The organism is Falsirhodobacter xinxiangensis (assembly GCF_004959935.1).
GTDB lineage: Bacteria > Pseudomonadota > Alphaproteobacteria > Rhodobacterales > Rhodobacteraceae > Falsirhodobacter > Falsirhodobacter xinxiangensis.
This window is the reverse complement of record NZ_SMYN01000005.1, coordinates 60,345-82,499: the sequence shown is the minus strand read 5'-3', so window position 1 is coordinate 82,499 and position 22,155 is coordinate 60,345. Positions and strand designations below refer to the sequence as shown.

22 protein-coding genes are annotated in these 22,155 nt (G+C 64.8%); 7 read left to right on the top strand and 15 right to left on the bottom strand.

What is annotated here, in order from left to right; all coding sequences use genetic code 11:
- Positions 1–32: 32 nt before the first annotated feature.
- Positions 33–272: a phosphoribosylformylglycinamidine synthase subunit PurS gene (purS, locus tag E2K76_RS08035; RefSeq protein WP_136683786.1), complete on the bottom strand. Its 240-nt coding sequence runs from the start codon at positions 270–272 to the stop codon at positions 33–35.
- Between the two features lie 10 nt (positions 273–282).
- On the bottom strand, positions 283–1,026 hold the full coding sequence (locus tag E2K76_RS08030; RefSeq protein WP_136683785.1) for a phosphoribosylaminoimidazolesuccinocarboxamide synthase: 744 nt from the start codon (positions 1,024–1,026) through the stop codon (positions 283–285).
- A 158-nt stretch (positions 1,027–1,184) separates the two neighbouring features.
- Between E2K76_RS08030 and E2K76_RS08025 the strand changes: the two genes are divergently transcribed.
- Positions 1,185–1,514, top strand: coding sequence for a DUF1476 domain-containing protein (locus E2K76_RS08025; protein WP_136683784.1), 330 nt, complete (start codon positions 1,185–1,187; stop codon positions 1,512–1,514).
- Here the strand turns inward: E2K76_RS08025 and E2K76_RS08020 are convergent.
- On the bottom strand, positions 1,496–2,584 hold the full coding sequence (locus tag E2K76_RS08020) for a PA0069 family radical SAM protein (RefSeq protein WP_136683783.1): 1,089 nt from the start codon (positions 2,582–2,584) through the stop codon (positions 1,496–1,498). The genes E2K76_RS08025 and E2K76_RS08020 overlap by 19 nt on opposite strands.
- Positions 2,585–2,658: 74 nt before the next feature.
- On the opposite strand from E2K76_RS08020, the gene E2K76_RS20295 reads away from it, so the two are divergent.
- A complete protein-coding gene (locus E2K76_RS20295) occupies positions 2,659–2,799 on the top strand; it encodes a hypothetical protein (RefSeq protein ID WP_169053240.1) in 141 nt (46 codons plus the stop codon).
- On the opposite strand, the gene phaR is transcribed toward E2K76_RS20295, so the two are convergent.
- The 3 genes from phaR to phaC all read right to left on the bottom strand — a co-directional run bounded on the left by phaR (position 2,800) and on the right by phaC (position 5,826).
- On the bottom strand, positions 2,800–3,327 hold the full coding sequence (phaR, locus tag E2K76_RS08015) for a polyhydroxyalkanoate synthesis repressor PhaR (protein ID WP_136683782.1): 528 nt from the start codon (positions 3,325–3,327) through the stop codon (positions 2,800–2,802).
- 140 nt (positions 3,328–3,467) lie between these two features.
- A complete protein-coding gene (locus E2K76_RS08010; RefSeq protein WP_136683781.1) occupies positions 3,468–3,923 on the bottom strand; it encodes a phasin family protein in 456 nt (151 codons plus the stop codon).
- A gap of 121 nt (positions 3,924–4,044) precedes the next feature.
- Positions 4,045–5,826 (bottom strand): class I poly(R)-hydroxyalkanoic acid synthase, encoded by a 1,782-nt coding sequence (phaC, locus tag E2K76_RS08005; protein WP_136683780.1) that lies wholly within the window; start codon positions 5,824–5,826, stop codon positions 4,045–4,047.
- Positions 5,827–5,900: 74 nt separating this feature from the next.
- Here phaC and phaZ point away from each other — a divergent pair, with 74 nt between their 5' ends.
- Entirely contained in the window at positions 5,901–7,172 is a 1,272-nt protein-coding gene (gene phaZ / locus E2K76_RS08000) for a polyhydroxyalkanoate depolymerase (RefSeq protein ID WP_136683779.1), read from the top strand.
- Here phaZ and E2K76_RS07995 read toward each other — a convergent pair.
- Together E2K76_RS07995 and E2K76_RS07990 are read right to left on the bottom strand one after the other, a co-directional pair.
- Entirely contained in the window at positions 7,135–8,547 is a 1,413-nt protein-coding gene (locus tag E2K76_RS07995) for an MFS transporter (protein WP_220432182.1), read from the bottom strand. The two genes, phaZ and E2K76_RS07995, sit on opposite strands and share 38 nt — an antisense overlap.
- Positions 8,547–8,870 carry a 2Fe-2S iron-sulfur cluster-binding protein gene (locus tag E2K76_RS07990; protein ID WP_136683778.1) on the bottom strand — a complete coding sequence of 108 codons (324 nt, stop codon included), beginning with the start codon at positions 8,868–8,870 and terminating at the stop codon, positions 8,547–8,549. Before E2K76_RS07990 ends, E2K76_RS07995 begins: the two co-directional genes overlap by 1 nt.
- 105 nt (positions 8,871–8,975) lie before the next feature.
- Between E2K76_RS07990 and E2K76_RS07985 the strand changes: the two genes are divergently transcribed.
- Positions 8,976–9,326 carry a peptidoglycan-binding domain-containing protein gene (locus E2K76_RS07985; protein ID WP_136683777.1) on the top strand — a complete coding sequence of 117 codons (351 nt, stop codon included), beginning with the start codon at positions 8,976–8,978 and terminating at the stop codon, positions 9,324–9,326.
- A 27-nt stretch (positions 9,327–9,353) separates the two neighbouring features.
- On the opposite strand, the gene E2K76_RS07980 is transcribed toward E2K76_RS07985, so the two are convergent.
- From E2K76_RS07980 to E2K76_RS07950, 7 genes are all read right to left on the bottom strand, one after another.
- Positions 9,354–10,730: a DegQ family serine endoprotease gene (locus E2K76_RS07980; protein ID WP_169053246.1), complete on the bottom strand. Its 1,377-nt coding sequence runs from the start codon at positions 10,728–10,730 to the stop codon at positions 9,354–9,356.
- Positions 10,731–10,985: 255 nt separating this feature from the next.
- Positions 10,986–11,900, bottom strand: coding sequence for a protease modulator HflC (hflC, locus tag E2K76_RS07975; RefSeq protein ID WP_136683775.1), 915 nt, complete (start codon positions 11,898–11,900; stop codon positions 10,986–10,988).
- On the bottom strand, positions 11,900–13,069 hold the full coding sequence (hflK, locus tag E2K76_RS07970) for an FtsH protease activity modulator HflK (protein WP_136683774.1): 1,170 nt from the start codon (positions 13,067–13,069) through the stop codon (positions 11,900–11,902). Before hflK ends, hflC begins: the two co-directional genes overlap by 1 nt.
- Positions 13,070–13,122: 53 nt before the next feature.
- Positions 13,123–14,481, bottom strand: a complete 1,359-nt coding sequence (gene gor, locus E2K76_RS07965) for a glutathione-disulfide reductase (protein ID WP_136683773.1) — start codon at positions 14,479–14,481, stop codon at positions 13,123–13,125.
- Between the two features lie 2 nt (positions 14,482–14,483).
- Positions 14,484–15,272 carry a ribose-5-phosphate isomerase RpiA gene (rpiA, locus tag E2K76_RS07960; protein ID WP_136683772.1) on the bottom strand — a complete coding sequence of 263 codons (789 nt, stop codon included), beginning with the start codon at positions 15,270–15,272 and terminating at the stop codon, positions 14,484–14,486.
- Positions 15,273–15,328: 56 nt separating this feature from the next.
- Entirely contained in the window at positions 15,329–16,675 is a 1,347-nt protein-coding gene (locus E2K76_RS07955) for an MATE family efflux transporter (protein WP_181952893.1), read from the bottom strand.
- A gap of 208 nt (positions 16,676–16,883) precedes the next feature.
- On the bottom strand, positions 16,884–18,566 hold the full coding sequence (locus tag E2K76_RS07950; RefSeq protein ID WP_136683770.1) for a LuxR C-terminal-related transcriptional regulator: 1,683 nt from the start codon (positions 18,564–18,566) through the stop codon (positions 16,884–16,886).
- A gap of 175 nt (positions 18,567–18,741) precedes the next feature.
- Between E2K76_RS07950 and E2K76_RS07945 the strand changes: the two genes are divergently transcribed.
- From E2K76_RS07945 to E2K76_RS07935, 3 genes are read left to right on the top strand one after another with little or no spacing between them, the layout of a single operon-like run.
- A complete protein-coding gene (locus E2K76_RS07945) occupies positions 18,742–19,401 on the top strand; it encodes a glutathione S-transferase family protein (RefSeq protein ID WP_136683769.1) in 660 nt (219 codons plus the stop codon).
- A 60-nt stretch (positions 19,402–19,461) separates the two neighbouring features.
- The gene (gene parE / locus E2K76_RS07940) at positions 19,462–21,411 is read left to right on the top strand and encodes a DNA topoisomerase IV subunit B (RefSeq protein ID WP_136683768.1); all 1,950 of its coding nucleotides are present in this window, start codon (positions 19,462–19,464) and stop codon (positions 21,409–21,411) included.
- A 24-nt stretch (positions 21,412–21,435) separates the two neighbouring features.
- Positions 21,436–22,137 (top strand): gamma-glutamylcyclotransferase, encoded by a 702-nt coding sequence (locus tag E2K76_RS07935; RefSeq protein ID WP_136683767.1) that lies wholly within the window; start codon positions 21,436–21,438, stop codon positions 22,135–22,137.
- Positions 22,138–22,155: the final 18 nt, after the last annotated feature.

Sequence of the window (22,155 nt, the reverse complement as noted above, 5' to 3'; positions counted from 1 at the left end):
GGACAGGCGGTTTGCCGCCTGCCCGGATGCGATCAGACGATCTCGACCGAGTATTTCTCGATCACGGTATTGGCCAGCAGCTTCTCGCACATCTGGCGCACTTCGGCCTCGGCCGCGGCCTTGTCGGTCGCGGTCAGGTCCAGCTCGATCACCTTGCCCTGACGGACGGCATCGACGCCGGCAAAGCCCAGCGTGCCCAGCGCGTGGCGGACCGCCTCGCCCTGCGGGTCAAGAACGCCGTCCTTCAGCATGACATGAACACGGGCTTTCATCGGCGGCCTCTCAGTTGATGAGCGTGGGTTTGGTGGTGTGGGTGACGTTGGACGGCAGCACGCCAAGGCGCCGCGCCAGTTCGGTATAGACATCGGCCAGCGGGCCGGGATCGCGCACGCCGCCTTCGGCGTCCAGCGCGCGGGTGTCCCACAGGCGGCAGCTGTCGGGGCTGATCTCGTCCGCGACGATCAGGCGCATGAAATCGCCTTCCCAGATGCGGCCCACCTCGATGCGGAAATCGGCCAGACGGATGCCGACGCCCATCATCACGCCCGACAGGAAATCGTTGACCCGCAGCGCCAGCGCCACGATGTCGTCCAGATCCTGCTGGTTCGCCCAGTTGAAGGCGATGATATGCTCCTCGGCGACCAGCGGCGATCCCAGCTTGTCGTCCTTGTAGTAGTATTCGACGATCGGGCGCGGCAGCGCCGTGCCTTCGGGAATGCCAAGCCGCGCAGAAAGCTCGCCTGCGGCGAAGTTGCGCACCACCACTTCCAGAGGAACGATCTCGGCCATCCGCACAAGCTGTTCGCGCATGTTGATGCGGCGGATGAAATGCGTGGGAACCCCGACCGAATTGAGCCCGGACATGAAGAATTCCGACAGGCGGTTGTTCAGCACGCCCCGCCCTTCCGCGCGGCCCTCCGGCGCAGGTTCGGCGTCGTCCTTGAAATACTGGATCAGGGTTCCGGGTTCGGGGCCTTCGTAAAGGATCTTGGCCTTGCCCTCGTAAACCTTCTTGCGCCTAGCCATGAACTCTCCGGGACCCAATAGCGGACGGGGCGGCGCAGTGGCCACCCGTCCTTCCCCACGCGCTATAGTCCAAGTGCCGAATGGCCGCAAGGCCAGCCCCTTGTTCGCGCGGGCTGCCGGGGCATATGATGACGTGTGACCAACCAAAGAGGCCATCGATGACCGCTTTCGAAGATCGCGAAAAGGCGTTCGAGAACAAGTTCGCCCATGACGCCCAGATGCAGTTCCGCGCCGAGATGCGGCGCAACAAGCTGCTTGGATACTGGGCGGCCGAGTTGAAGGGGCTGGAAGGCGCCGAGGCCGAGGATTACGCCCGCAGCGTCGTGCAGTCCGATCTGGAAGAGGCGGGCCACGAGGATGTGGTGCGCAAGGTGCTGCGCGATCTGAACGGGCGCGCCGATGCCGACCAGATCCGCGCCAAGATGGCGGGACTTCTGCCCGTCGCCAAATCGCAACTGTTCACCGAGGTTCAGAACAGCGAAAGCTGATCGCCCTTGCGCGGTGGCGGACGGAACAGATCCGTCCGCAGCGGCGGCTGCGGCACTGTCAGGCCCAGCCGTTTGACCGCAAGCTCGAACCGGGTGCCGATCAGCGCGCTCCACTGCCCCTCGCCGCGCATTCGCTTGCCCCACTCGGCATCGTAATCCTTGCCGCCATGCACCTCGCGGATGCGGGCCATGACCTTGGCGGCCCGGCCCGGCACCCGCGCCTCCAGCCATTGGCGGACCAGGGGCGAAACCTCCATCGGCAGGCGCAGCATGATCCAGCTTGCCGCCGTCGCCCCGGCATCGCGCCCCGCCTCCAGGATCGCGTCGATCTCGGGATCGGTCAGGCCGGGGATCACGGGAGACACCATCAGCCGCACCGGCACCCCGGCATTCGACAGCGCGCGTATCGCGGCGATGCGGCGGGCGGGCGTCGGCACGCGCGGCTCCATGCTCCGCGCCAGATCGGCGTCCAGCGTGGTGACCGAAATTCCAACCTTCGCGAGCCCCTTCGCGGCCATCGGCGCAAGGATATCCAGATCGCGTTCGACCATCGCCCCTTTGGTCACGATGGCCACGGGGTGATCATGCGCAGCCAGAACCTCCAGCACCTCGCGCATGACGCGGTATTCACGCTCGATCGGCTGATAGGGGTCGGTATTGGTGCCCAACGCGATGGGCTGCGGCACATAGGATTTCGCCCGCAATTCCCGGTCCAGCACCGCGCCGATGCCGGGGCGAGCGATCAGCTTGGTTTCGAAATCCAGACCCGGTGACAGGTTCAGATAGGCATGGGTGGGCCGCGCAAAGCAATAGATGCAGCCATGCTCGCAACCGCGATAGGGGTTCACCGAACGGTCAAACGGCAGATCGGGGGATTTGTTGAAGCTAAGCGCGGAACGCGGCCGTTCGATCCGCACTTCGGTCCGCAGCAGCCGCTCCTCCTCGGGTATGTCCCAACCGTCGTCGAACGCGGTGACGCTGGCCGCCTCATACCGCCCGGTCGCATTGGCCAAAGCGCCACGCGCCTTGATCCGCTGCCCCGGAAGGATGGTGTCGTCGTTCGGTCCCATCCCCCAGGATTAGAACATATCAGGAACGAAAGCCAGACCTTGCTTTCCAGCTGCACGAACACGATCTTGCAACCATGCAGATCGCCCTTCTTGTCGCCACTGTGATCCTTGCCGCCGGGATCACCATCGCAGCCGCAGCAAGCTTCGGCGCGCTCGGCCTTCTTGCACCTGCAGCGCTGATGGCCTCCGCCGCAGTCATGCTGCGGCGGCGCTGATCACAGCTTCGACAGTTTCGACTGCAGTTCGGCCAACTGCCGCTTGATGTCGGCCAGATCATCCGGCTGCGCGGCTTCGGGTTGCGGCGCCGCCCCCCAGCCCGACATCATCGTCTTCATGAAGGCCTCCTGCTGCTTCCGCATCGCATCGAAGCCCGGAACCTGCGCGATCGGCAGGGTGGAGAAATTCTCCATCATCTTGGCCTGGTTCTGCTGAAGCATGTCGAAGGACATTGCCAGAAACTGCGGCACCACCGAATTCACGCCGCTGGTATAGCTGCGGACAAGATCGGTCAGCACCGCCAGCGGCAGCACGTTTTCGCCCCGCGATTCATGTTCGGCCACGATCTGCAGCAGATATTGCCGGGTCAGGTCGTCGCCCGATTTCAGGTCGATGATCTGGACCTCGCGCCCCTCGCGGATGAAGCGGGCGATGTCCTCAAGCGTCACATAGTCGCTGGTTTCGGTATTGTAGAGACGGCGGCTGGCATATCGCTTGATCAGCAGCGGCTTTTGCGTGTCGGCCATCGGTCTCCTCCCATGAATCCCATGTGAAAAGTTTATGCTACGGATATGCAAAAAGAAAGGCTGCTTTCGCAGACGCAGAAAAGACGAAGGGGCGGGCCGATGACCCGCCCCCTGTCCGGGGAAACCGTAGTGGAGGCGTCTTAGACCGGCGAGGCGTTCGTCGCAGCCTTGCGCGTGGCATAGGTCACGTCGCTTGTCGCCTTCTTCGCAGCCGAGGTCACGTCTTCCGAGATGTCCTTGCCGGCGGCCAGCATCAGTTCGACCGTTTCCATCTGGACCTTCTTCGCCACTTCGGCAAAGGCGGCCATGTTCTCGGCAGCGATCTCGGCAGCCGAGGTCGCGAAGTCCGAAGCGGCTTTGGTGTATTCGGTCGGCTCGGTCTTGGCGCGCGACACTTCACCGATGCGAGCGAAGGTGTCCTTGGCCCACTTGGCCGAAATCTCGGTCGATTTCTCGGCCGCTTCCAGCGCGACGCGCGACATCTTCTCGGTCAGGACGGCCTGCGTCTTGAATGCGTTCTGGAACGCCTGCGTATCGACGGGGAAGTTCGCCAGCATGTCCTGGAAAGCTTTGGTGTAGTCGGTGTTCGTGTTCATAATCTTGCTCCTGTCCGGGCAGATCGACCCGCGATTGATCATGACAGAAAGATAAATGCTGCACCGCAGAAAATCAAGTTTTTCTCTGCGACGCGGCAAAATTATGCAGATCGTTTTTCAATCATGCACTTACGGAAAGCACATATCGCCCGGGGGCCGGATCGCCCATCGAATCATCCAGCGCGCGAGCGGCGACCAGCGGGCCGGCCTGCGGACGTAGCCATGCCTCCCACCGCGCCCACCACGACCCCGGATGGAACTCCGCCCCCTCGCGGAACACCTCGGGCGTCGTCATCGGGGCGTCGTTCACGTAATGGCCGTATTTGCCCTTGGACGGTGGATTGACGATCCCGGCGATATGCCCCGACTGCGACAGGATGAAGGTCTTGTCCTTCGATCCGAACTGCGCCACCCCGTTGAACGACGATTTCCAGTCCGCGATGTGATCGCCCTCGCAGGCGATGGCGCAGAGCGGCACCTTCACATCGGTGATGGATACGGGCTCGCCCAGCACGGGGAACACGCCGCGCACGAACCCGTCCTTCTGGCAAAGCCCGCGCAGGTATTCGACCGCCATCTTCGCCGGAAGGTTCGTCCCGTCCCCGTTCCAATACAGCAGATCGAAGGCCGGAGGCGCCTCGCCCATCATGTAGCTGCGGATCGCGGGCGCATAGACAAGATCGTTCGAGCGCAGGAAACTGAAGGTCCGCGACATGAAGGTCTTGGCCAGATACCCGGCCTGTGCCACCTGCCGTTCGATCCCATCCACGAAATCATCGTTCAGAAAGACGGTAAATTCGCCCGTGTCGGAAAAATCCGTGAGGGTGGTGAAGAAGGTCGCCGACCGCACCGGGTTCTGCTTTTGCTTCTGCAGATGCGCCAGCGTCAACGCCAGCGTCGTCCCCGCGATGCAATAGCCGATGGCGTTGACTTGCTTCGTGCCGCAGATGCGCCGCGCCTCGTCGATGGCGGCGAGGTATCCGTCGCGGATGTAATCGTCCAATCCAGTATCGGCATAGCTGGCGTCGGGGTTCACCCAGCTGACCACGAACAGGGTGTATCCCTGACCGACGATCCAGCGGATCAGGCTGTTTTGCGGCTTCAGATCCAGGATGTAGAACTTGTTGATCCATGGCGGGAACAGCACGATCGGCAGCTTGCGCACCTTTTCGGTGGTCGGCGCGTATTGGATCAACTCCATCATCCGGTTGCGGAAGACGACCCGACCCTCGGCGGTCGCGATATTCTCGCCCACCGCAAAGGCGGTCGGGTCGGCCAGCGTCACCAGAAGCTCGCCGCCATTCGCTTCGACATCGCGGACGAGGTTCTCCAGCCCCTTCACCACGCTTTCGCCATCCGTCGCCAACGCCCGTTCCAGCGCATCGGGATTGGTGCCGAAGAAGTTCGTCGGCGCCATCATATCCACGATCTGCTTCGAGAAATATTCGATCCGCTTCTTGTCCGCCGGGGCCAGATGCTCCAACTGCGCGACCCCGCGCTGGATTGCTTCGGCGTTCATCAGGTATTGCTGCTTGATGAAGTTGAAATAGGGATGCGTGTCCCAAAGCGGATTGGCGAACCGCTTGTCCTTGGGTCCCGGATCGGCAGGGGCGCGCAATTCGCCGCGCGCCAGTGCCTGCTGCGCCTCGACATAATGCGTCAGGCTGCGCCCCCAGAAGGCGATCTGCTGTTCCATGATCTTGGCAGGGTTCTGGACGGCATCCTGCATCCATGCCATCGCGGCCTTGACGAACACATCCTCGCCCGGTCCGTGCAGCCCCTTGTCCGAGGGTTTGCGCTGCGAAACGGCTGCGGTCAGACGCTGCGTCAACTCCTCGATCCGGGCCATGTTGGCGGCCAGTCGTTCACGGCTTTGCGCGGCGCGGTCTTCGGTTGTTGTCATGCGACCCGTTCCCCTCTATCTTTCTGCCGTGCAGCATTGCCGCCACGACGCCCCCGCGCGGGCAAGGAGACGTCATGAACAATATGGCACCCTACGATCTCATGGAAAGCGTCCGCAACACGAACGAATGGCTTGGGGCCACGGCATCCGCCATGGGGTCCTATCCCGCGTTCGCGCTGTCGATGAACCCGTTCCTGACGCTGGCCCAGGCCTGGGGCAAGGTGACCGAACGAAGCTTTGCGCGAATGGTGGCCAAGCCCGGTTGGGGCATCCGGTCCATCGTCGGGTCGGACGGGACGGATCATCTGGTCGATATCCGCACTGTGGTGGAAAAACCCTTTGGCAACCTGATCCATTTCTCGGTGCGCCGGCGTGACCCGATGCCGCGCCGCGTGCTTTTGGTCGCGCCCATGTCGGGGCACTATGCCACGCTCTGCCGCTCAACCGTGGCGAGTTTGCTGCCCGATTGCGAAGTTTATGTGACCGATTGGATCAACGCCCGCGACATTCCCGTGTCGGCAGGCAAGTTCGACGTGGAAGATTACACGCTGTATCTGGTCGAGTTCATGAAGGCGCTCGGCCCAGACATCAACGTGGTCGCGGTCTGCCAGCCGGCACCGCTGACCCTTGCCGCCACCGCCTATCTCGCGGCCGAGGACCCCAAGGCCCAGCCGCGCACGCTAACGCTGATCGGCGGGCCGATCGACCCGGACGCAACCCCGTCCGACGTCACCGATTTCGGCCACCGGATCAACATGGGCCAGTTGGAGCAGATGGCGATCCAGCAGGTCGGCTTCAAATACAAGGGCGCGGGGCGGGCGGTCTATCCGGGGCTGCTTCAGCTTTCCAGCTTCATGTCGATGAACGCCGAACGCCATTCCAAGGCCTTCACCGACCAGATCCTTGCCGTGGCGAACGGCACCGCGTCGGACCACGACGCGCATAACCGCTTCTATGACGAATACCTTGCCGTGATGGACATGACGGCGGAGTTCTATCTTTCGACCGTCGAACGCATCTTCAAGAACGGCGAGATCGCGAACAACGATTTCTTCGTCGAAGGCCGCCGCGTCGATATTGGCGCGATCACCGATGTCGCCGTCATCACGGTCGAGGGAGAGAAGGACGACATCTCCTCCCCCGGTCAATGCGTGGCGGCGCACCGTCTGCTGACCGGGCTGCCGGATTCCAAGAAGGCGCAGCATCTGGAACCCGGCGCGGGCCATTACGGCATCTTCGCGGGCAAAAGCTGGCGGACCAACATCCGCCCGCTGGTGCTGAAGTTCATCGACGCCAACGCGCCGAAACCTAAGGTCGCGCTGGTTCCTGCGGCTGACGTTTCCTAAGGAACGGCACGAGGCAGACCATCACGCTGAACATCGCGATCTGATACCAGGTCGCGTTGGTCGCCGCCTGAACGTGGCTGCCCTGCCCGTCCAGCGTCGAAAAGAAGATCTGCCCCACCAGCGCGATGCCAAGCGCCGCGCCGACCTGCTGGAACGCCTGAAGCGCGCCCGACCCCGACCCCGCATCTTGCGGCGGCACCCCGGCAAGGATGGTCTGGAACAGGCTGGCCACCGTCAGCCCCATCCCCGTGCCGCAGACCAGCAGCGGCGGCACGAAGTCCCAATGGTCAAGCGGCGCCACCGTGCGGGCAATGGTGAAGTGCAGGAAGGCCATGCCCAGCGCCAACAGCCCTGCCCCCGTCGCCAACCTTGGCCGCAGATACCGCGATCCGAGCCGGCCCGAGACGAAGGAGGCAAGCAGCACGCCGCAAGGGAACGGCATCGTCGCCAGCCCCGATTCCAGCGGCGTCAGCCCGAAGCCCGACTGGAAGAAGATCGCGAGGATCAGGAACAGCCCCGGTATCCCCGAAAACAGCATCATCGTGACGAAGACGCCCAGCGCATAGGTCCGGTTGCCGATCAGCGTCACCGGCAGAAGCTGCGTGTGCCCCCCCGCCGCGCGCCGATGCTGCCACCAGACGAACAGCGCCCCGGCCAGCACCGATCCCGCCATCAGCGCAAAGATCCACCACGGCCAGCCATAGACCCGCCCTTCGATCAACGGGAAGACCATCAGGATGATTGCCGCCCCGAAGACGAGAACGCCGACGAAATCCATCCGCAGCGCCGGGTTCGGCGGCGTCGGCGGGATCAGCCGTATCCCCGCGATCACCGCCAGAATCCCGATCGGCACGTTGACAAGGAAGATCGGCCGCCAGCCCAGCCCCCAGACATCGGCGAAGATCAATGCCCCGCCGATCAGCGGGCCGGACACCGACGCAAGGCTGGCCGTCACGCCGAACAGCGAAAACGCGCTGCCCCGTTCGTCGGGCGGAAAGATCACCTGCGCGATGGCCAGCACCTGCGGCGTCATCACCGCCGCGCCCATGCCCTGAAACGCCCGCGCCGCGATCAGCGTGCCGATATCCGGCGCCAGCCCGCACAATGCGGACCCGAGCGTGAACAGCCCGCAGCCCGCCAGAAACATCCGCTTGCGCCCCACGATATCGCCCAGCCGCCCGAATGGCAGCAGGCCCAGCGCGAAACACAGCACATAGATGGCCGAGACCCATTCGATCTCGGACGATGTCGCGCCCAATCCCCGTTCCATCGACGGCAGCGCCACGTTCACGATGGTCACGTCGATCAGGTTCATGAAGTTGGCCAGCAGAAGGCAGGCCATCGCCCACCAGCGGCGGGGATCGGGGGCGGACATCAGATCTGGCGTTCCGGCATCCGGACCACCAGCCCGTCAAGCGCGTCCGTCACCTTGATCTGGCAGGTCAGGCGCGAGGTCGCCGGATCGGGCTGATAGGCAAAGTCCAGCATGTCCTCCTCCATCGCGTCCTTGGCGGGCAGCTTTTCCACCCATTCGGGCGCGATATAGACGTGGCAGGTCGAACAGGCGCAGGCACCGCCGCAATCGGCCTCGATCCCCGGCACGCCATTGTCGCGCGCGCCTTCCATCACGGTCAGGCCGGGCTTGACGTCGATGACATGCTCGGTGCCGTTATGTTCGATATAGGTGATCTTCGCCATGGCCGTTCCCGCTTGCGTGCTTCCCTGCGCCCGACATAGGCCGAAAACGCGGCATTTGCCAGACGCCCGCCTTTGCGCCATGGTCGCGACGAAACGGAGGGCACGATGAAACGCATGATCCTTGTTCTGGCGCTGGCCGCCTGCGCCCGTCCGCCCGAGGTCGCCGGGCCCGTGGTGCCGAACCTTGCCCCTGTCGCCGAAAAAGGTGCCGAGGGCTGCTGGCAGGAACAGGCCCCCGGATGGTTCGAGACGCCCTGCGATCTGAGCCGGGACGAGACGCGCAGTCTGCAACGTGCATTGGCCGCGCGGGGCCTGCTGGACGGCACGGCAGACGGGATCGCGGGGACGGCGACGCGAAAGGCGATCCTCGGATACCAGTCGCAATACGGGCTGGAGTCAGAGACGCTGTCCATCGGCGCCGCGCGCAGTCTTGGCATCCTGCCGGTGCCGATGTGAAAAAGGCGGCTTTCGCCGCCTTTCCCCTTATTCGATTGCCAGAGCCACGAAGCGCGGATCGCCACCGCGGCGGATCAGCAGCAGAAGCGATTTACGCCCCGCCTCCTTCGCTTCGGTGATCCGCGATTGCAGATCGGCAAGACGCGCAACCGGCTGCTGCCCCGCCTCGGTGATCAGATCGCCGTCGCGCAGGCCCTTGGCAAAGGCTTCGGACACCTGATCAACATGCGTCACGACCAGCCCTGCGGCGCCGTCGGGCAGGCCCAGCTCGCCGATGATCTGCGGCGTCACCGGGGTCAGGGTCATGCCCAGCAGCTCTCCGTTGGTCTGCTCGGGCTGGCGCTGGGCAGCGGCAGGTGTCGTCTCGCCCTCGGCCTCCTCACGGCGGCCAAGCGTGATCTCCAGCGTCTGGGTGCGGCCCTCGCGCAGAACGACGACCTGAACGCCTTCGCCGATCGGGGCATCGGCCACGCGGCGGACCAGATCGCGCGTGTCCTTGACCTCCTGCCCGGCAAAGCTTTGCACGATGTCGCCCGCCTGCATCCCGCCGTCCTTGGCGGGACCGTCCGGCACGTCGGTGATCAGCGCGCCCGCGGCAGCTTCAAGGCCCATCGCCTCGGCCACGTCCGGCGTCACGTCTTGAATGCGAACGCCCAGCCAGCCACGACGGGTTTCCCCGAACTCTCGCAGCTGATCGACGACCTTGGTGACCACGTTCGACGCCATGGAGAAGCCGATCCCGATCGACCCGCCGTTCGGCGACAGGATCGCGGTGTTCACGCCGATCACCTGCCCGTCCATGTTGAACAGCGGCCCGCCCGAGTTGCCGCGGTTGATCGCCGCGTCGGTCTGGATGTAGTCGTCATAGGTGCCCGACAGCGCACGGTTCCGCGCCGACACGATCCCCGACGACACCGAGAAGCCCTGCCCCAGCGGGTTGCCCATGGCCAGAACCCAGTCGCCCACGCGCATCAGGTCGCTGTCGCCGAAAGGCACGTGCGGAAGCGGCTCGTCGCTTTGAACCTTAAGCAGCGCGATGTCGGTCTTGGGGTCGGTTCCGACCAGTTCGGCCTGAAGCGTCTTGCCCGAGAAGAACTCGATCTGGATGTCGTCCGCGCCTTCGATGACGTGGTTGTTGGTGACGATATAGCCATCCTCGGAAATCACGAAGCCCGAGCCCAGCGCCTCGGACCGGCGCGGCTCCTGCTGGCCGGGGTTCTGCCGTTCCATGAAGTCGCGGAAGAAATCCTCGAACGGCGATCCGGGCGGCACCATCGGCCCGCCCTCGGTAGAGGCTGCGACGGTGGTGGTCGTGGTGATGTTCACGACCGACGGGCTGATCGACTGCGCCAGGTCGGCGAAGCTTTCCGGCGCGCCCTGCGCCAGTGCGGGCAGCGCGGTCATCGGCCCCAGTGCCACTGCGGCGGCAAGGCCCAGTGCAGTTGCCGAACGCAGGATGCTGCGGTTCTTGGTTTTGGCGTTTGACGGCACCCCGAACTCCTTTTCGAATTGCGTAACGCGGCCCGGCGCGGTGCCGGGTCTCATGCACATCAAATGACAATTAGGGGGCGGTTTTCGCAATGCAAACCCCCGTCGCGCGGCGTCAAATGGGTGTGACGGATTGTAACGTAAAAGGCCGCCACGCGGGCGGCCTTTTTTTCACTGACCTTCGGTGACCGGCCCGGCGGACGGCGCAGGGGCCGGCGCCCCTCCGCGGTCGCTGCGCAGGTACTCGAAGAATTCGCTGGTCGGCTCCATCACGATGGAGCTGTTGTCGCCCTGCAGCGCCCGCTGATAGGAGGTGAGCGAGCGGGTGAAGGCGAAGAATTCCGGATCGCGCCCGAAGGCATCGGCATAGATGCGGTTGCGCTGCGCATCGGCCTCGCCTCGCACAACCTCGGCCTGCGAACGGGCTTCGGATGTCAGTTCCACCACGGTCCGGTCGGCGCTGGCGCGGATGCGCTGGGCAGCCTCGTTCCCGCGTGCGATCTCGTCCGCGGCCTCGCGCTGGCGTTCGGCCTGCATCCGCGCATAGGTGGCGGTCAGGTTCTGCTCCGGCAGGTCGGTGCGGGTCAGGCGCACGTCGATCACGTCGATGCCCAGCGACTGGGCCTGACGGCGCGCAATCTCGCGGATCTGGACCATCAGCGGGATGCGGTCTTCGGACAGCACACGGTTCGACGGGACCGAGCCAAGCACTTCGCGGATGGCGGCGGACAAAATCCGCTCCAGCCGGGCCTGTGCGGCGGCCTCGCCTTCCGATCCGACGGATTCGCGGAATTCAACCACGTCCGTGATCCGCCAGCGCGCAAAGGCGTCCACGATCAGGCGGCGGTCGTCCAGCGGCGTGACTTCCAGCGGCTGGGTCATCAGCGACAGGATGCGCCCGTCATAGGTGACGACCTCTTGGATCAGCGGCACCTTGAAACCTATGCCCGGCTCCTCGCGCACGGCCTTGACCTGACCGAATTGCAAGACCAGCGCCTTTTCGCGTTCGTCCACGATATAGATCGAGGACAGCGCACCGATGACGGCAACCGCGACGACCGGCAGGATGAAATTCAAGCGTGCCATCAGTTCGCCCCCCCGGCTGCCTGTCCGGCAGCACCGCGGCCGATCATTTCGTTCAGCGGCAGGAAGGGCACCACGCCCTGACCGCCCTCACCCTGTGCGACGCCGTCCAGGATGACCTTGTTCATCCCGCCCAGCACCTGCTCCATCGTTTCCAGATACATCCGGCGGCGGGTCACGTCCGGCGCGTTGACATATTCCTCATAGACCGAGACGAAGCGGCTCGCCTCACCCTCGGCCACGTTGACGGCTTGCGCGCGATAGGCTTCGGCCTGCTCCAGAAGCTGCGCCGCCTCACCCCGTGCGCCCGCGGTCACGCGGTTGGCATAGGCGTCAGCCTCGTTCTCCAGACGCGAGCGTTCCTGCTGCGCGGCCTGCACCTCGCGGAAGCTGTCGATGACCGAAGACGGCGGATCGGCGCGGTCGAAGTTGACGCGGATCACGTTGATCCCGGCATTGTAGCTGTCGAGCGTGCCTTGCACCGCCCCTTGCAGATCGGCAGCGATCACGCCCCGGTCGCGGTTGAGGATCGGCGCAAGGTCCGACCGGGCGATGATGTCGCGCATGGCGCTTTCGGCCACCGCGCGCACCGTGTCGCCGGGGTTTTCAAGGTTGAACAGGAAATGCGCGGGGTCAGACACGTTCCAGACGATCTGGAATTCGATATCGACGATGTTCTGGTCGCGCGTCAGCATCAGGCCGGTGTCATTCTCGCCCAGACGCCCGGTGCCGATGTCGGTCGTGCGTTCGCCCGTGACCTGCACCAGTTCATGGGTGACGATCGGCCAGGGCGCGAAGTTCAGACCCGGCTGACCGACCGACGAAAACTCGCCAAGGAACAGTTCGACCGAACGCTGTTCGGGACGGACGGTATAGAAGGAAGCGAAGGCCCAGAGACCCGCCGCCACCAGAACGCCAAGGCCAAGGCCCTGCTTGGTGAAGATCGGCCCCATCGGGTTGCCGCCGCTGGGCGGACGCGGCCCGCCGCCGCCGACGCGGCCCTTGCCGCCCATCAGCACGCGAAGCTGCTCCTGCCCCTTGCGGACCATCTCGTCGATCTCGCCCCGGCCCTCGGGTCGGCGCCCGCCGCCATTGCCGCCGCGGTTGCCGTCGTTCCCCCGCCCGGGATCGTTCCCGCCCGAGCCGCCGCCCCAAGGCCCTCCGTTCGCCATAAAGTCCGTCCCTTCGTTAAGTTCCCGCCAAATTGGCTATTAACCTGCGGAAATCAAGATTTCCTGACCGGCTTGCGAAGCGTCACCAGTTCTTCGGCCATCGAGGGGTGAACCGCCACTGTGCGGTCGAAATCCTCTTTAGTTGCGCCCATTTTCACCGCGATGCCCGCAAGCTGGATCATTTCGCCCGCATGGGGTGCGACGATATGACAGCCCAGCACCCGGCGCGTCTGGGCGCAGACGACCAGCTTCATCAGCACGCGGTCCTGCCGTCCGGCGAACAGCGTCTGCATCGGGCGGAAGGTGGCGGAATAGACCTCGATCGGGCCCTCGGCCTCGGCTTCCTCCTCGGTCTTGCCGACGGTGCCGAATTCGGGCTGGGTGAAGACGGCGCTTGGCACCAGATCCCAGTCGGCCTTGCGCTTCTGCCCGCCAAAGACGGTATCGGCAAAGGCGTGGCCTTCGCGGATGGCGATGGGGGTCAGGTTGATCCGGTCCGTCACATCGCCCACGGCGAAGATCGACGGAACCGAAGTCTGCTGCCAGTCGTCGACCTCGATCTCGCCCTTCTTGCCAAGGCGCACGCCCACGTCTTCAAGCCCGAGGCCCGCGACGTTCGGCTTGCGGCCCGTGGCATACATGACGATGTCAAACTCGTCCTCGGTCCCGTTGGTGGCGACGGCGCGGATGCCTGTATCCGTCTTCTCCAGCCGCAGCACGTCGGTGCCGCATTGCAGGTTCACGCCGCTGGCGATCATCTGCGTGGCGATATGTCCGCGCGCTTCCTCGTCGAAGCCGCGCAGGATCTGCGCGCCGCGATAATATTGCGACGTCTCGACCCCCATCCCGTTCAGGATACAGGCGAATTCCGACGCGATATAGCCGCCGCCCACGATCAGCGCCCGCTTCGGCAGCGCCTTCATATGGAAGATCTCGTTCGAGGTGATGGCCAGATCGCTGCCCTCGAACTCCGGCACGAAGGGGGTGCCGCCGGTCGCGATCAGGATGTGCTTGGCCGTGACCTCGCGCCCATCGGCCAGCCGCACGGTATGCGCGTCCTTGACCGTGGCGCGCTGGTCGAACGTCTCGACCCCGGCATTCTTCAGCGTGTTGCGATACGCGCCTTCCAGCCGGTTCAGCTCGTTTTCCAGCTGGGCGTGGAAGACGGTCCAGTCGAAGCCCTTCACCTCCAGATCCCAGCCATAGGCGCGGGCGTCCTTGTTGATGTGGCGGTATTCGGATGCAAAGACCATCAGCTTCTTGGGCACGCAGCCGCGAATGACGCAGGTGCCGCCCATGCGGTATTCCTCGGCCAGCGCGACGCGTGCACCGTGATCGCCCGAGGCGACGCGGGCCGCGCGCACACCGCCCGAACCGCCACCGATCACGAACAGGTCATAGTCGAAGGCCATCGTCATTCTCCAAGGTCGGCAAAGATATTGGCAGAGGGAGCGACGTCGATGCGCCCTTCGGTGGTTGTTCCGGCGGCAAGGTCCTGCACCTCGACCCGGCCATCGGAATGGCCGACGATCACCACGTCGCAGATGTCGTTGAACAGCCCGTTCTCGACCACGCCCGCGATCTGGTTCAGCAGCAGCGACAGATGCCGCGCATCGCCGATCCGCTTCAGATGCAGATCGAGGATGAAGTTGTTCTCGTCCGTGCGCAGGGGCTGATCGCCCGACATGCGCAAGGTCACCTCGCGGCCCAGCACGTCGGACCCGGCCAGCAATTCCTCGACATGCTGTTTGGTGCTGGTCCAGCCGAAGGGGATCACCTCTACCGGCAGGGGGAAGGCGCCAAGGGCCGCGACGCGTTTGGCCGCATCGCTGATGACGATCATCCGGTCGGACGCCGTCGCCACGATCTTCTCCTGCAAAAGCGCCGCCCCGCCGCCCTTGATCAGCGAAAGCTGCGGGTCGAATTCGTCCGCGCCATCGATGGTCAGGTCCAGCCAGCCCGCATCGTCCAGCGTGGTCACGGGAATGCCAAGCTGCTTCGCCAGTTCCAGCGTCCGGGTCGAGGTCGGAACGCCGGTGACGCGCAGCCCTTCCTCGCGCACACGCTCGGCCAGGCAGCGGACCATCCACGCGGCGGTGGACCCGGTCCCGAGGCCGACCTTCATCCCGTCCTCGATATAGGCGACCGCGCGTTTGGCGGCGACGAATTTGGCCGTGTCGATGGCGGAAAGCTCGGCTGGCATTGGCATCTCCTTGGGTGGGCTGTCTCGCTTATAGGCAATGCCCCGCCGAGGCACAATCAACCGGGCGCACGGCTCCAGAAGCGGAACATCAGAAGGCTGGCGGCGACGGCAAGGCCGCTGACCAGCCCAAGCCACAGGCCCACGCCGCCAAGCCCGAACACGAAGGCCAGCGAATAGCCGACGGGGACGCCCACGAGCCAATAGCTGATCGCGGCCAGCACCATCGGAACCCGCGTGTCCTTCAGCCCGCGCAACAGGCCCAGCGCGATGGCCTGCATCGCATCCGCGAACTGGAACAGCGCCGCCAGTGCCAGAAGCGTGGTGCCATAGGCGATGATCGCCGCGGTGTTGGGTTTGCCGTCGGACAGGAACAGCCCGATGATATGCTCGGGGATCGACAGGAACAGCGTCACGATGCAGATCGCGACGATGACCGACAGGCCGATGGCGGTCTTGGCCGCATCGCGCATGGCGGCATAATCGCCCATGCCCGCGAACCGCGCGACCCGCACCGTGGCGGCATTGGCCAATCCCACATGGATCATGAACGACAGCGCCGCCACCTCCAGCGCGATACCGTGGGCCGCAAGCTCGTTCGTGCCGATCCAGCCCATCATCAACGCGGTCACCTGAAACAGCGACCCCTCGGCCAGCCCGGTCACGCCGATGGGAAAGCCCAGCCGTGCCACCTGCGCCAGCGCCTGCCAGTCGGGTTTCCACAGCCGTTGATACAGATGGAACCGCCGCAGTTCCTTCACCCGCCCGGCATAGATCGCCAGCACGGTCATGTTCACCGTCTGCACCGTGACCGAGGCGATGGCCGCCCCGCGCACGCCCAGTTCCGGCAGCCCCCAATGTCCGAAGATCAGCGGCCAGCCGATGGCGACGTTCAGCCCCACCGCCGAAACGGTCGTCCACAGCACCACCTGCGTGCGCTCCAGCGCGGCGAGATAGCTTTTGAACACCATCACCAGCAGCGCCGGGATCATCCCCAGCCCGGCGATCCGCAGGAAGTCCTGCGCCAGCCCGGCCACCTCGGCATTCTGTCCGGCGGCCAGCAGCACCGAGCCGGAGAACCAGAACAGCGGATAGGTGATCAGCCCGAACCCGACCGACAGCCATAGCCCCATGCGCGCATCGCGCCGCACCTGCGCCTCGTCCCCGCGGCCCAGTGCCGAGGCGACCATCGGCATCACCGCCTGCGCGAATCCAGAGCCAAGGATGAACGTCACGAAGAACATCGACGTGCCCAGCACCACAGCCGCCAGATGCGGCACGCCGTAACGGCCCAGCATCAGCGAATCGACCACGTGCAGCGACATCTGCGCCAGATGGCTGCCGATCAGCGGCAGGCCCAGCACAAGCGTCGCGCGGGCGTGGGAGGGATAGCTCTGTCTCATGATGCCGAGTTACAGCCTGCCGATGTTTTGGGCAACACGAGGCTTGCGCGGGCAAAAAAAGAACGGGGCGAGGGGTCTTCCCCCTCGCCCCGTTCGAGATACTCACGAATAAGATCACTAATACAATCGAACAATGCCCGCCGTCTTAGTGTGCAGTCGCAGCACGCGCATACCTCAATTGGGGTATCGCGCGCACAAACCTGAAATTTGTCTATCGTGGCAGCATCGGCTCCACCCGGCGAAGGGCGGTTTCCCATTCCTGAAAGAACAGAAGCTGTCCCGTCCCCGGCAGAAACTCGGCCGAAACATCCGTAAAATCCTCCAGAAGTTCCCGCACCGTCAGCACCGGGGTTTGCGGGTCCTGATCGGCCTGAAGCAGCACCGTCGGCACGCGGCAGGCGCGCACGACGGCGGACCAGTCCTTTTCCGATCCGATACATTCGCGGGTGAACGCCTCATGCGCCGACCGGCCCTTGGTGAGGCAGACCTCGGACCCCAGCAGCAGCGCATCGCGAACCTCGGGGCGGTCCATCAGCGCGACATCGGCGGGCGAGCCGCCGTTGATGTGGCGAAAGAAAGCGTCCTTGCCCATCTTGTGCGCGACCGCAAACGCCGCCTGCACCATGAATGGCAGGATGCGCGGCGCATAACGGGCATTGGCGAGGATGAACCGCTGCCATTTGTCCATGCGTTCGTATTGCGCGCGGCTGCGCAGCGGCAGTTGGGCCGCACATCCAAGGATGCCGGTCACCATGCCGGGCCGCAGGATCGACAGGTTCATCGCGAACCGCAGATCGGCGCCCAGCGCGATCACCGCCACGCGGCGAATGTTCAGGTGATCCAGAACCGCGGCGTAATCCAGCGTGACACCGGCCAGATGGTCCGTTCCCTTGGAATGCAGATCGCTTGCGCCATAGCCCGCACGCACCGGCACGATCACCCGGATGCCGCGCTGCGCCGCACGGCGTTCCGCCGATGCGGGCCAGCGGATCAGGCCGTAATCCAGATGCATGAACAAAAGCGGCAGGCCGCCCGGATCGCCGAATTCGATCCAATCCAACCGTCGCCCGTCGGGCATCCGCAGCGTCTGAAAGGGCAACCCGACCAGCCCTTCGGCCTGCCGTTCGGACCGGGGCGGGTGCGACAGGTCCATCAGCCCAAGGACGACACGCACCAGTTCGAACTGTGAATGCGTTTCCGTCTTGGCAAGGATCGAGCGAAGCTGCGTGCGGACGGTATCGACCGACCGGCCCCGCGCCTCGGCGATGTCGCGGACGGGCTGGCCCATGCTCAGGCCGCGCACGATCTCCACCTCAGCCAAGGTCAGGCCGAACGCCTCCTGCACCGGCGTCTCGAACCCTTCGGGCCAGACGAGTTCGGTCGATTGCACCAGCGCGACCGGGCGCGGAGCCTCGGCGATGACGGGGGTGATGCGCACGATCACCGGGCTGCCCGTCTGCGACGACCGAAGCCGCAGGGTCGCGACCTTTTCGGCCTTGCCGCCCGTCACGCGCAGGATCGCCTCGGACAGCGATTCCACGTCATGCGGATCGAAGGGCAGATCCGACAGAGGCGCGCCTTCGCGGATATCGAAGGCCTGTTCCATCGCGCGGTTGCAGGCGACGACCCCGGAAACCCCGTCGGACAGAAACGCGGCAGAGCGATGCACCGCGTCCAGCGCCGCGCGCGCCCCGCCCCCGTCGCGCGCCGCATCGTAACGATCAAGAAAAACGCGGGCGCGGGACATATGCGCGTCGATCGCGGGGTCGTCCGCAGCACTTCCGCGCCCTTCCCAGGCGTCGATCAGATCCTCGAACCGCATCGGGTCGAGCGCCACGTCATACAGGCGGTCGACGATTTCTGCCCGGTGTTCATGATCTTCGGGTGGTGTCATATGCCCCGTCTACGCGGTTTCGGCCAATCTTTCCCTGCCGCAGCGCGGCGTCACCGGCAAGCGGTAAATGCATTTCATTCCCCAGATAAACGACCCGGCGCGGATTTGTTCCGAACCCCTTCCGCAGCGCGGCGCGGCGTGGTCTGATGCGCGCGCAGGCAAAAGGAGAAGACCGATGCTGACCATCTACGGCGTCTACAGATCGCGTGCGACGCGCCCGCTGTGGCTGCTGGCCGAAATCGCGCTGCCCTTCAACCATGTCCCGGTGATCCAGGCCTATCGCCTGCCGAACCCGCGGGCCGAAGATGCGCCGTTCAACACCGCGTCCCCGGAATATCTGGCCGTGAACCCGCTGGGACAGGTACCCTGCATGGAGGACGAGGGCCTGATCCTGACGGAATCGCTGGCCATCACGCAGCATATCGCCCGCGTCCACGGCGGCGCTCTTGGCCCGCAGGACGCGGCCGAGGAGGCGCTGATCTCGCAATGGACGCTGCTGGCCGCCACCAGCATCGAGGCCTGCGCGCTGGAGATCCAGAGGATCCTTGCCAATGGCGGCGGCGTGCAGCCCGAGGGTCAGGCCGCCATCGCCATCGCGTCCGAAAAGCTGCGCCGCCCCTTCGCCCGGCTGGAGCGTCACTTCGGGGGCAACGACTGGCTGGTGGGCGACCGTTTCACCGTGGCCGACATCAACGTGGCCGAATGCGTCCGGTATTCGCAGGGCGCGACGGCCCTGATCGCGGAATTCCCGGCGCTGGGCGCATGGCTGGGCCGCTGCCAGTCCCGCCCCGCCTTCCTGTCGATGATGGCCGCGCGGGAGGCCGAGCCCGCCTGACCTTGCCCCCGCCCCGCATGAAATGTTTTATGTGGGGCTTCCAAAACGAATCGAGCGGCCATGAACGACCTCCTCTCCCAGCCCCTGGAAACCTATGACGCATCCAGCATCGAGGTGCTGGAGGGGCTGGAGCCGGTCCGCAAACGCCCGGGCATGTATATCGGCGGCACGGACGAACGCGCCCTGCACCATCTGGTTGCCGAAATCCTCGACAACTCGATGGACGAGGCGGTGGCTGGCCATGCGAACCGCATCGAGGTGGAGCTTCACGCCGACCATTCCGTGACCGTGCGCGACAACGGACGCGGCATCCCGGTCGATCCGCACCCCAAGTTCCCCGGCAAGTCGGCGCTGGAGGTGATCCTCTGCACGCTGCACGCGGGGGGCAAGTTCTCCAACAAGGCCTATTCGACCTCGGGAGGTCTGAACGGCGTAGGGTCTTCGGTGGTGAACGCGCTGTCGGATCACATGCGGGTCGAGGTGGCGCGCAACCGCGAATTGTTCGTGCAGGAATTTGCCCGCGGCGTGCCGCAAGGCCCGGTCGCCAAGGTCGGCCCCGCCCCGAACCGGCGCGGCACCACGATCACCTTCCACCCGGATGCGGAAATCTTCGGCCATCTGCAACTGAAGCCCGCGCGCCTGTTCAAGATGGTGCGGTCCAAGGCCTATCTGTTCTCGGGGGTGGAAATCCGCTGGAAAACCGCCGTCGCCGATGGGGAAACCCCGCTGGAGGCGACGTTCCAGTATCCGAACGGCCTTGCCGATTACTTGGGCGAGGTGATGGAGGGCACGACGACCTATGCCGACAAGCCCTTTGCCGGGAAGGTCAGCTTCGAAAAGTTCAACGTCCCCGGTTCGGTCGAATGGGCGATCAACTGGACGCCCACCCGCGACGGGTTCATCCATTCATACTGCAACACCGTCCCCACCCCCGAGGGCGGCACGCATGAATCCGGCTTCTGGTCCGCGATGCTGAAGGGCATCAAGGCGTATGGGGAGCTGGTCAAGAACCGCAAGGCGTCCGAGATCACGCGCGAGGACATGCTGACCGGCGGCTGCGCCCTCATCTCCATCTTCATCCGCGAGCCGTCCTTCGTCGGCCAGACCAAGGACCGCCTGTCCACCGAAGAAGCGGCGAAATACGTCGAATCCTCGGTCCGCGACCATTTCGACAACTGGCTGGCGGCGGACACGAAATCGGCGGGCGCGATCCTCGACTTTCTGGTGCTGCGGGCCGAGGAACGCCTGCGCCGCCGCGCCGAAAAGGAAACGCAGCGCAAATCGGCCACCAAGAAACTGCGTCTTCCGGGCAAGCTGACCGATTGCACCGCCAAGAACCGCGAAAATACCGAACTGTTCATCGTCGAGGGCGATTCGGCCGGCGGTTCGGCCAAAGGCGCGCGCAACCGCGAGACGCAGGCCCTTCTGCCGCTGAAGGGCAAGATCCTGAACGTCTTGGGCGCTGCATCCGGCAAGCTGAACGACAACACGGAAATCCGCGACATCTGCGAGGCGCTTGGCGTTTCCATGGGCACGCGGTTCAACGTGGATGATCTGCGCTATGACAAGATCATCATCATGACCGACGCAGACGTGGACGGCGCGCATATCGCATCGCTTCTGATGACGTTCTTCTTCACCCAGATGCGCCCGCTGATCGACAAGGGGCACCTCTACCTCGCCTGCCCGCCGCTGTATCGTCTGACGCAAGGCGCGCGCCGCCGCTATGTCGCGGACGATGCGGAAAAGGAAAAGTGGCTGAAGAAGGGTCTGGGCGGCAAGGGCAAGATCGACGTGCAACGCTTCAAGGGTCTGGGCGAGATGGACGCCAAGGACCTGAAGGACACGACGATGAACCCCGAAACCCGCAAGCTGATCCGCGTGTCCATCGACGAGGACGAACCCGGCCAGACCGGCGATCTGGTCGAACGGCTGATGGGCAAGAAGCCCGAATTGCGCTTCCAATACATTCAGGAAAACGCAAAATTCGTGGAGGAACTGGACGTCTGACGTCCGAAGTGCCATGTAAGGGTCATGCCCCGCTCGCTTTCCCTTACCGCCGAACATGTTCGTCGTTCGCTTCGCCATGTCCCAGATCCCGGCCCCGATCCGTCATGGACGCCGCTGACGGACGGTGATTACGCCGCGATGGCCGCCGCGATCCGGGCCGAGGCGGACGGCCCGATCCCCGTCTTCGCCTATGGCTCGCTGATCTGGAACCCCGGCTTTGCGGTCGGGCCGGTGCGGCAGGGCGTCGCCCATGGCTGGCATCGCAGCTTCTGCCTTGAAATTCGCCAGTGGCGCGGGTCCGAAGAAATCCCCGGCCTGATGATGGCGCTGGAGCGCGGCGGATCGACCACCGGGCTGGTGATGGAGATCGCGGCCGGCCACGAGGACGAGGCGCTGCATGCGCTTTTGAAACGCGAGCTGGTCGCCAAGGAAATGGCCGGGAACCTGCGCTGGATCAATCTGCGCACCGAACGTGGCACCGAACGCGCCCTGACCTTCTGGGCGGGGCCGAAAGGGCCGATGGTCGTCAGCCTGCCCGAAGATCAGGTCGCGTGGCGGCTGGCCCATGCCTGCGGCCATGGCGGATCGGGCGCCGAATACCTGCACAACACGGTGATGAAGCTGGAGGAACACGGGCTGCGCGACCGCAACCTCTGGCGGCTTCAGGAACTGGTCGCGGCTGAAATTTCGGGCTGGCCCAACAATACGAATGTATCAGCCTTGTAACAGCGCAATCCGTGCTAC